The sequence below is a fragment of the Paenibacillus sp. J31P190 genome (genome assembly GCF_059692075.1).
In genome coordinates this window covers 44873-55431 of sequence record NZ_JCAUAS010000026.1, presented here as the reverse complement: position 1 = coordinate 55431, position 10559 = coordinate 44873, and the positions used below count along the sequence as shown (strand labels likewise).

General features: G+C 46.4%; 9 protein-coding genes. 8 read left to right on the top strand and 1 reads right to left on the bottom strand.

What is annotated here, in order from left to right; translation table 11 throughout:
• Positions 1-61: 61 nt before the first annotated feature.
• A complete protein-coding gene (locus AC58U0_RS30945) occupies positions 62-409 on the top strand; it encodes a hypothetical protein (RefSeq protein ID WP_497382649.1) in 348 nt (115 codons plus the stop codon).
• Positions 363-884: a Gfo/Idh/MocA family protein gene (locus tag AC58U0_RS30940; RefSeq protein ID WP_497382648.1), complete on the top strand. Its 522-nt coding sequence runs from the start codon at positions 363-365 to the stop codon at positions 882-884. Before AC58U0_RS30945 ends, AC58U0_RS30940 begins: the two co-directional genes overlap by 47 nt.
• 31 nt (positions 885-915) lie before the next feature.
• Here AC58U0_RS30940 and AC58U0_RS30935 read toward each other — a convergent pair whose 3' ends face one another.
• Complete coding sequence (locus AC58U0_RS30935; protein WP_497382647.1) at positions 916-1779, bottom strand: helix-turn-helix transcriptional regulator; 864 nt, start codon at positions 1777-1779, stop codon at positions 916-918.
• 147 nt (positions 1780-1926) lie between these two features.
• Here AC58U0_RS30935 and AC58U0_RS30930 point away from each other — a divergent pair, with 147 nt between their 5' ends.
• The 6 genes from AC58U0_RS30930 (at position 1927) to AC58U0_RS30905 (ending at position 10551) form a co-directional block, all read left to right on the top strand.
• Positions 1927-3900, top strand: coding sequence for a glycoside hydrolase family 127 protein (locus AC58U0_RS30930; RefSeq protein ID WP_497382646.1), 1974 nt, complete (start codon positions 1927-1929; stop codon positions 3898-3900).
• A 625-nt stretch (positions 3901-4525) separates the two neighbouring features.
• Positions 4526-6316 carry a sensor histidine kinase gene (locus AC58U0_RS30925; RefSeq protein WP_497382645.1) on the top strand — a complete coding sequence of 597 codons (1791 nt, stop codon included), beginning with the start codon at positions 4526-4528 and terminating at the stop codon, positions 6314-6316.
• Positions 6291-7376, top strand: a complete 1086-nt coding sequence (locus AC58U0_RS30920) for a response regulator (RefSeq protein ID WP_497382644.1) — start codon at positions 6291-6293, stop codon at positions 7374-7376. Before AC58U0_RS30925 ends, AC58U0_RS30920 begins: the two co-directional genes overlap by 26 nt.
• 114 nt (positions 7377-7490) lie before the next feature.
• A complete protein-coding gene (locus tag AC58U0_RS30915) occupies positions 7491-8810 on the top strand; it encodes an ABC transporter substrate-binding protein (RefSeq protein WP_497382643.1) in 1320 nt (439 codons plus the stop codon).
• A 38-nt stretch (positions 8811-8848) separates the two neighbouring features.
• Positions 8849-9730, top strand: a complete 882-nt coding sequence (locus AC58U0_RS30910; protein WP_497382642.1) for a carbohydrate ABC transporter permease — start codon at positions 8849-8851, stop codon at positions 9728-9730.
• Positions 9727-10551, top strand: coding sequence for a carbohydrate ABC transporter permease (locus tag AC58U0_RS30905; protein WP_497382641.1), 825 nt, complete (start codon positions 9727-9729; stop codon positions 10549-10551). Before AC58U0_RS30910 ends, AC58U0_RS30905 begins: the two co-directional genes overlap by 4 nt.
• Positions 10552-10559: the final 8 nt, after the last annotated feature.

Here is a 10559-nt window from a genome sequence, read left to right as displayed (position 1 = left end):
CCTTTGTTAAGATACGAAGAAGTTTATCTATATCATTGTTCAAAGGAATGGGGCGATTTGGATGAAAATCGGGTTCATAGGCTGCGGAGTGATTTCCAGTGCGCATCTGGAAGGCTTGAAGAAATTAAAAGCTGAGAACAAGCTGACCTTTCAGCTGACGGCTGTTTGCGATCTTAAGTTAGAGAGAGCGGAGACTTTTGCCGCAGAGGTGGAGAGGCATGTATATAAGATCATGGATTACGCAACGGTCACACTGGGACGTTCGTTTTTTGCTGGAACTGCTTGGCGTCATATGAAAGGCCGAGCGGGCGCAGGCTGGATTAACGATCACGGGGGTTCACCGCACTCATTTCTTCACGGAAGTGAATGGGCCTATCCAAGAAGTGTTCTCCTATACGCGAATTTTTGAAAAGGAATTAAACAACGGAGAAACAACCATTCACCCTACCAGAGAAGATACATCTGTCACTGTATTCCGTTTTGAGAATGGAGGTCTGGGTCATTGGATGTGCAGCACAGCAGCCCACGGCGAGAAGACTGATGGGGTATGGATCTATGGGAGCAAAGGATGTTTGCGTCCTGGTCAGCACGTAACACTTGAAGACAAATCAATTGTTACCCATTCCGAAATCATCCAGCGTTACGCGCCTGAAGTTGTAGAAAACCCTTTTGCCCACTCTTACATTGAATTGTGGGAAGCGATTGCTGAGCAAAAGCAGCCTATTTCCAGCGCTGAACGTGGACTCGAAGCATTGGGAGTCGTGTTTGCCGCCCTGGAGTCCGGACATACGGGTCAGCCTGTAAATGTCCAAGACATCATTCGAGGTGAAAAGCATGCCTATGAAGATACGGTTCTAGCAGAAATGAAATCAGCTCGTTCTTGAATTAAACTGCGATGGTCCACAATTAGTAAAACTAATGTGAATACTGCTTGCGGAAACGCAGAGGTGAGGTGCCGGCATACTGTTTGAAGCAGTTGGAGAAGTAGGGGGCGTACCCAAAACCGACGCGTTCGGCGATCAGCCCGATCGGCCAATCGGTTTTGATTAGCAGCAGCTTAGCTTGTTCCAGTCGATACTCGTGCAGATATTCCATCGGAGTACAGTGGTAGATCTCTTTCATACACCTAACAATATAGTTCGGGTGAAAATGAAGGGCCTCCGCAAGCGATTCATTCGTCACGTCAGCCTGAAAGTACTGCCGAAGGTAAGCTTCAGCTTTCTCCGCGAGCTTTAAGGCAGGGGAAGAGTCGCTTCCACTATACCCTTCCTCTAATAAACGCAGCAGCTCCATGAACAGCTGCTGCTCGTTCCAAAAGGTCGCCGAGCGATGTTGGCCTGACGACGCGAGCATTTTGCGAAGGTGGCACTCGGCAAGGGTAAACTCCGGCGGCGAGGCATATTGCCGAATCCGAATCGTATAGGGGTTTGCCCATGCATGCTGGACCGGGTAGGCTGGGTTTGCAGCATTGTCCGCCGTCTGGAGCCAACTCCCTTTAAAGTCGAAGTGATTCCAATAGAAAACGGTCTCCGTCTCGCAGGGCTTCACCGCATAGTGATAACGGTCGGGCAGCAGCAGCAGTGTCTGTCCTTCCGTTACCTCCCACTGACTATCCTCTTCTCCGATGAATAACGTCCCTTTGACAACCCAAAGCAGATCGAAGATGCCGATATTCCGCCGGCTCGGGTGCTGCTCTCCCGGACTTAAGGTCGATAAGCCGGTCGTAATATAATAGGGCACTGGCGGCAGCTCCATCCAAATGATTCCCGATTTGCTCATTCCCGATCCCCTCCGAAGTGTTGTGTGAAATTTTATAAAAAATAGGTTTGATTTATTCGTAGTTCATCCATATATACAAGGATAAACTGGATGAGAGTGATAATCAAATGTCATATAAATCAGGTACAGTTCTAGGAGGATATGCAGATGGGGATATCAATGAGCGAGCGGCAGAGTAGCAGGCGTGTACGCATACAGGACGGGTTTTGGAATCAATTTACAGAGCTGGTGCGAGGGACGGTTATTCCCTATCAATGGGAGGCGCTTAACGACCGTATTCCAGAAGCTGAGCCGAGTTATGCGATTCGTAATTTCCGGATTGCGGCCGGGATGGAAGAAGGCGAATTCGGTGGGATGGTTTTCCAGGACAGCGATGTGGCGAAGTGGATTGAAGCAGTCGGATACTCACTTGCAAGCCAACCCGATTCCGAGCTGGAGCGAACTGCGGACGAGTTGATCGAGCTAATTGCCAAGGCCCAACACGGCAACGGTTATCTGAACACGTATTACTCGATCAAAGAACCGGGCAATGAGTGGACGAATCTTCATGAAGCGCACGAGCTCTACTGCGCGGGCCATATGATAGAGGCAGCGGTTGCGTATTACGAGGCCACGGGAAAACGGAGGCTGCTTGATGTCGTGTGCAAATTTGCCGACTATATCGACATCGTATTTGGTCGTGAGCCGGGCAAACTGAGAGGCTATGACGGCCACCAGGAAATAGAGTTGGCGCTAGTGAAGCTGTATCATGCGACGGGAGAGGAGCGTTATTTGAAGTTAGCGCAATTCTTCATCGACGAGCGCGGCCAATCGCCGAACTTTCTGATTGAGGAATGCAAGCAAAGAGGTGGGTACAGTCATTGGGCGAAGAAGGAGCTGCCAATTCCGACCATCGAACAAATAGCCTATAATCAGGCGCATGTGCCAGTTCGTGAACAGGACGTAGCAATAGGCCATTCTGTACGGGCGGTCTATATGTATACGGCGATGGCCGACCTTGCAAGCCTGACAGATGACCGGGAGCTGCTCGAGGCGTGCCGTCGTTTGTGGGATAATACGACGAAGCGACAGATGTACATTACAGGAGGCATCGGCTCGACGCATCACGGTGAGGCGTTTACCTTCGACCACGACTTGCCCAACGATACCGTATATGCGGAGACGTGTGCTTCCATCGGTCTAATCTTTTTCGCCCGCCGCATGCTGCTATTGGAGGCGAAGAGCGAGTACGCTGATGTCCTAGAGCGGGCGCTGTACAACAATGTTTTAGGCAGTATGTCGCAGGACGGTAAGCATTATTTTTATGTCAATCCACTGGAAGTATGGCCGAAGGCATCATTAAATAACCCGGACCGCAGGCACGTGAAGTCAGTGCGGCAGAAGTGGTTCGGCTGCTCCTGCTGCCCACCGAATGTGGCACGGCTTCTCACCTCCCTGAACGATTATATTTATACAACTTCTGCTAAGGATAACAAAGTTTATACGCATCTCTTCATCGGCAGCGAAGCGCTGTTCGAATTAGCTGTCGGTCAAGTGGCGCTGAAGCAGCAATCGCGTCTTCCTTGGGAAGGTTATGTGCGGTTTGAATTAACTGCTGTTCCGGATGCCGGATTCACGCTTGCGCTGCGCATTCCGTCTTGGTGCTATGGGCAAGCTGTTATGAAAATTAACGGCAAGATTTCGGAGTACGAGGTTGAGAATGGATATGCAGCCGTAAATAGGCAATGGGCAAAGGGAGACATCGTGGAATGGGAGCCCGTGCTTGAGGCGCAGTTGATCTCCTCGCATCCGGAGATCAGAGCCAATGCGGGCAAAGCTGCTATTGAACGCGGTCCGCTTGTTTATTGTCTGGAAGAAATGGACAACGGCAGCTTGCTTCCGAATTTGTCTCTAGATCGTGAAACGGAGCTGCAATCGTATTACGATTCCGAACTGCTCGGTGGAGCGGTCGTCGTTGAAGCGAAGGGTCACGCTGATGAACGAGCTACCTGGCAAGAGAATACGGCGTACCGTCCGCTTGCGCAGCAGCAAGTGTCTGAGCCGGTAAAGCTTAAAGCTGTACCGTATTATTTGTGGGGTAACCGGCAGCCGGGCGAAATGACGGTCTGGATTCGTGTTTGAATGATCTTCGAAACGTCTCGTTTCGAAATCAATCATGCATAAGCCGGTGATTTCATAATCGGCGATCATGCTTGCTGTAGAGGGGGAACGAGGAGGCGCTATTTGGACGAAAAACCCCGAAATCAGGATAAAGAGGAACGTAGAAGCGTTATTTCGCGGTTTTTGCCTTTGAATCGTTCTTTTTTGATCAAATAGCGTCCTCACGTTCCTCTTATTCGATTTCACGTGCAGAATTTCCGAAATAACGGCTCTACGTTCCGCCAATGAAAGATGTGGTGACTTTCCCTGGCAGTCGACAGAAAAAAATGAGAAGGTAAGAACCTTGCCTTCTCATTTTTTTGTTTTCTGTGTCCCTATATTTGCTTTTGGACAGCTCCTTATTATTTTTACGAAATCAATATGTTCTAATCGTGTTAATCAATAAATTAGAATGACATCGGCATGTAGCAACTCTAAAATTAAGCTATGGGAGCTTAATAAATAAGAACTTTCGATTCATAAGCGCAAGAGATACTTGCGCTTATTCCATTTTGCCTGAAGATTATGAATTAGGAATGCTATTCCTTAAAAGATAAAGTAACATGAAGGTAAGCGCTATCTTCGTTCAGAAAGGAATTCTACTACGATGCGAACAAGCCTACGTCTTCGATTGATGGTACTCATGATTTGCTTAACGACGCTGCCGGTTGTAACCGTCACATGGATTGCCACGAATAATACACGGAGTTCCGTAGAAAAGGAAATCATTAATGCGAACAACTCGAGGATGTTATGGGCCGATCAATATTTGGAGGAGCTCCATCAGCAAATCGATATTCTCTTTTATTCCTTACAAATTAATCAAACGCTCATGGCTGGACTTAATGATATGAACAATCCTGACATCGGGGTCCAATTTAGCACGCAAAATTATATCAAAAACACACTAACGTCTGCTTTTCATGCAAACTCCAGAAAGATAGACGAGTTGAATTTATATATTCATCCGATCCAGAAGGCATTTTCAGTTAGTTATGCAAACAGCGGAACCATTTATTCCTTAAACATTCAGGAAGGCAACTGGGGACGTATGCTTCAAACACCTATCAATATGTATTTTAAACAATCCGGCAGTGCCATCTATGCATATCACAGTATGAACCGATTTGAGGATCGTATGCTGTTAGGCGGTATTTCCGTCCGTATAAACAAGCAAGTGTGGAGGGAAGTCAGCGATATTTTAAAATCAGAATCAGAAAGCTCGGTCTACTTGATTAACGATCAAGGGGAGCTTTTGTCGGGTTCAACGGAGACAATGAATGCCGTAGAGCTTCAGTCCCAACTTCAAAGCCTCGACATGAATGATTTTGAATTGGCCTTTCGTAGAACCAAGACGGATTTCTATTTCTTGAAACGAATCGGAGACGGTCAACTTACGGTCGTGAAGGTTATTCCACTTCGCACAGTCAACCAAAGCGCACAACCGACGATCCAAGCAGGGATTTTAACAGGAACTCTATTTGCTATAGCCTCTATTCTGCTTTCCATTTTCGTATCGCTTCGGATTAGCAGGCCGATTGTCAAGCTTGCCAAAACGATGAAGATGACACATATTCATAATTTTAAAATGTCTCCGGTCCAAAGCAGGGACGAAATCGGATTGCTGGAAAACGGCTATAATTCCATGATGAAGCGAATTAAGGAATTGATCGAGGTTGAATATCAACAGGAAATCGATCTGAAGAATGCGCAATTAATGGCTCTGCAGGCGCAAATCAACCCGCATTTTCTCAATAATACCCTGAATTTGATGGGGGGGATGGCCTTGGTGAAGGATGCGCCTGAAATTTATGAAATTACCCGGGTAATGGGGGAGCTTTTACGTTATTCCATCAGTGCAGACGGTGATTTGGTACCCCTCGAAGACGAAATTAAGCATATGCGAAACTACCTATATATTCAGGAACAACGCTTCGCAGATCGTTGCTTTATGCATGTATCTACAGATGAGAGGGCACTTCCTGCAAGGCTTCCAAAATTCACACTCCAACCGATACTGGAGAATGCGTTTGAACACGGACTGCAACGTAAGGAAGGCAAGTGGAATATCGAGATTCGGATAAGGCTGATTGGTAAACGAGTCTATATCTTCATTAAGGATGATGGGGTAGGCGTTGACAACCAGCGTCTAAGCGATTTGCGATCGGATTTGAGAGATGGACGACTGGCGCCTCGAGCAAGGAACAACGATGTACGAAAGAAAAGGGGAATCGGATTAAGGAATGTGCATGCACGGCTCAAGCTGCAATACGGCATGGGCTGTGGTGTTCGAATATTTAGCAAGATTGGGGTAGGGACTTTGGTTGTATTGGTAATGGCTGCTGTTACGCAAGAGGAAGGGGGCAAAACGGATGCTGAACGTATTGATCATCGATGACGAGCTATGGGCCAGACAAGTCGTTAGATCACTGGGAGCTTGGAACAAGCTTGGACTGAATATCATTGGGGAAGCAGATGGCGGGCGGGAAGGAATCGTTCTGATTGAGACGCTGCATCCGAGCATTGTGATCACCGATATGCGAATGCCGGGACTGGACGGTGTGGAGCTCCTGAAGGTATTAAATGAACGATACCCTGAAGTTAAAATTATCGTGATGAGCGGCTTTGACGATTTCGTTTATTTGAAGCAGGCGATACGTTCCCGTGCCATCGAATATCTATTGAAGCCGATTAATCCAGTCGAATTGAACGCTGCCCTATCTCGGTGTGTAGAGGAGCTGCAGGCTTCACTGCAAATACCAGCATCATGGGATACGCACGTTTTTACCGATAAAAAGATGCTGGACACCTATTTGAATTACCGGCAGCAGGTTTATGAATATCTCTTGGAACTTAATCGATCCGCTGTGCTCCATACAATGGAAAAGATAGAGGACCTCTTATCTGAAGGTTATACAGAGACGCAAGATGGGAGATTACCGGCTAGAATTGCGCATGATTTTCTGCACTTGCTGGAAGAGTTTTCGGCTGGTACGGATTATGGTTTGGATTCAGCTTGGATCGAAGAGCGACGTGAACGTGCAGCGTTGTTAAGTGGGTACTCTTTGGGAGAAATTCATACCATCCTGCGTGATTGGTTAATTGATGCCATAGACGCCATGGAGGCGTACCGCAAAAATAAAAATCGATTGGCCCCCGAGGACGTACAGGCTTACATTGACCGCCACTACCAAGAAGCAATTTCCCTTGAGACGGTCGCTCATCACTTTTTTGTGAGCAAGGAGCATCTAAGTCGATCATTTAAGGCTTCCATCGGGGAAAATATATCCGACTATATTGTTCGTAAGAGGATGGAGAAAGCTAAGGAATTAATCATGGATCAACGACTTGCCATCAAACGAGTAGCAGAGCTAACTGGCTATATCGATATTGCTTACTTTTATCGGGTGTTTAAGAAACATTTCGGACTCACACCAGGAGAAATGCGTAAGGATTAGCTCGGAGATCAATAAAGTACAATAACGAATGCTAATAACATCAAATGATTCATAAAAGCCTTCTCCTCTATACTGAAATTGTAGTTACTAATCTTCTTTAGGGGGAAATGAAGAATGAAGAAAGCGCTTCACTTAATGCTGAGTGTTACCTTATTGGGCGCAATGGTCGGTTGTGGCACGAACACCAACTCAAGTAATGGCGGAAAAGAGGCAACGCCAGCTCCGGCAGATTCAAAACCGGCAGCATCTGCTCCTGCTCCAGCTAAGAAAGTAGAATTGAAAGTATTTATGGGCTTTCCGCGGTTTAAGGATCAATTTGACAAGTATTTTGAGCAATTTAAGGCAAAGGAAAAAGCTGAAAAAAATATTGATGTCACCATCAATCTTGAAATGCCGAATCCTGATCAAGCCAAGCAGATCCTGCAGACTCGCCTTTCTTCCAATGATGCGCCGGATTTGTTCACCCTGCACGCTGTAGCAGACGTCCCCAGTTATTACAAAGCCGGTTACTTGAGTGACCTATCCAATCAGCCATTTGCGGCAGGCTTGTTCGATAACGTTAAAAAGACGGTAACTTTTGACGGAAAAATAGTCGCATTACCGCTTGAAAGCTTGGAATGGGGTTATTTGTACAATAAGAAGGTGTTCAATGATTTAGGTATGAAAGCTCCTCAAACAATAGATGAAATGAAAGCGGTTGTAGAAAAGCTGAAAGCAAACAAAGTGGCACCTTTCGAGTTGTCTTTCCAAGAGGCATGGATTCCGCAGCTGATTATGGCTCTGTCGCTCGGCGGGATTGTAACTTCGGAGCATCCGGATTGGATCCAAAAGATGAACAAGGGTGAAGCCTCCTACAAAGACGTACAGGATGTATTCAATATTATTGATATGGTTATGCAAAATGGGACAGATAAGCCATTCGAAGTAGGCAGCGCTCAGGGCTCTACCGATTTCGCTAACGGAAAAGCGGCAATGTGGGTTCAAGGTCCATGGCAAGCAGAAGCAATTCAAAAGGTTAACCCAAAAATCGAATTCGGCGTCGCACCGCTTCCAGTGAGCAATAACCCGAAAGGTACGATGATTAACCTATCAACGTCCACGTCTCTAGCGGTATCTCCAACAAGCAAGAACAAAGAGGTTGCCATGGATCTTCTAAACTACATCCTTGATCCGAAGGATTCGTCAGCCTTGTTCCAAGAATTGAAGTTCAATCCCGTATCTAAGGTACACACGTATAAATCGTTCCCTTGGATCGATGAAGCGATGAGCTACGTTTCTCAAGGGAAGGCTTATCAGGATCTGTCTCTTCCTAATGGCGTCACAGATGAACAAGCGAAGCTTCTGCAAAGCTACTACGCGAAGCAAGTAACGAAAGACGAGATTATCAAATCGCTGGATAAGAAATGGGCAGACGCGATTAAGGCTCAGCAATAGCATGGCGATATATGGTAACCGGGAGTGAGAATAGGCTAATGACAACGATACGAAAAAAGACGGTCATCCTATTAGCCTTCGTGTTTCCCGCTCTATTATTCTACGCTGTATTCGTACTCGCCCCCGCATTCGGGGGCGCATGGTACAGCCTTACGAATTGGAACGGACTGAATCGCACGTATCGGATGGTGGGATTGGCGAATTACATCGAGGCATTGACGGCGGACCCGTTCTTCCTAAAGTCGGTAGGCTTCACCCTTAAATATGTCGTGTTCATGGTTGTGCTTCAGAACGCGATCGCTCTGCTTTTGGCGGTTCTCGTGGAATCCAGACGGCGCAGCAAGGTATGGTTCCGAACGATTTTTTTCATGCCCAATATGATCAGTTTAATCATAGGCGGCTTTATGTGGTTATTTATTTTCACCAAAGTACTCCCGTATATAGCCGAACATTCGGTATTCGCCTTTTTGGATAAATCCTGGATCGGTGATCCGGCTTATTCGTTCTTCGCCATCGTCATCGTGTCCCTGTGGGGCGGTGTCGGTTACCTGATGGTGATCTATATTGCCTCCTTGCAGGGTGTGCCCCAGCATCTGAAAGAAGCGGCTGCGATGGATGGAGCGAATGCTTTTAAAACGTTTCGTTATGTGACGCTTCCGATGATTTATCCGGCCCTGACGATTGGTGTATTTCTTACTCTTAACGGCTCGTTTAAAGCATTCGATGCCGTCTACTCGTTAACCGGCGGCGGTCCAGGCAGATCAACGCAGGTCATCGCGCTGAACATTTTCGAAGAAGCATTTAAATCAAGCAATCGATACGGATACGCCAATGCTAAGGCGATGATCTTGTTTCTAGTCGTATTCTTGATCACCTTGATTCAGCTGTGGTTGATGAAGAGAAGAGAGGTGGAATCATGAAGCGAATCGGTTCCTTTATGATTCTGCTAATCCTCATTGCTGCTGCCATATTTACGTTATTTCCGATTTACATGGGACTGTTGAACTCCTTTAAGACGGAAGGCGCCATGATGAATAATATGTTGTCGCTGCCTACCCATTTGGAAGTAGGAAATTATATTGGCGCATTCCATAAGACTAATTTTGTTAGAAGCTTAGGAAATACGATATATATCGCATCGGTTGGCTTGTTAGGCATTATCATTTGCGCGTCGATGGCTGGGTATAAACTATCTAGGACACCCGGGAAGTTAAGTGCATTTATATTTCTGCTGTTCGTTATGTCCACGTTGATTCCATTTCACTCTATTATGATAACGCTGACTAAAATTTCTAAAGCGCTATCGGTGCAAGGCTCAACGACGGGTCTAGGGTTGATATATATAGGCACGGGTGTCGCCTTTGCGATCTTTTTGTACCATGGTTTTGTGAAGTCGATCCCCCGCGATCTGGATGAAGCGGCTGTCATCGATGGATGCGGTGAGTTCCGATTATTTTTTGTCGTCATATTTCCGTTATTACTGCCGATTACGGCTACGATTGCGATTTTAAACCTGCTATGGATATGGAACGACTTTCTTCTGCCGTTACTAATGTTAACAAACTATAAGACGTATACCCTGCTATTATCCACCAACATGCTGTTCGGTCAATACGGGAATAATGACTGGTCTGCCATCTTGTCTTCATTAATTTTGGCCATGCTGCCGGTCGTTCTCTTCTATTTATTACTGCAAAAATACATTATGAAGGGTATTGCAGACGGTGCGATAAAGGGATAGGAGTGACG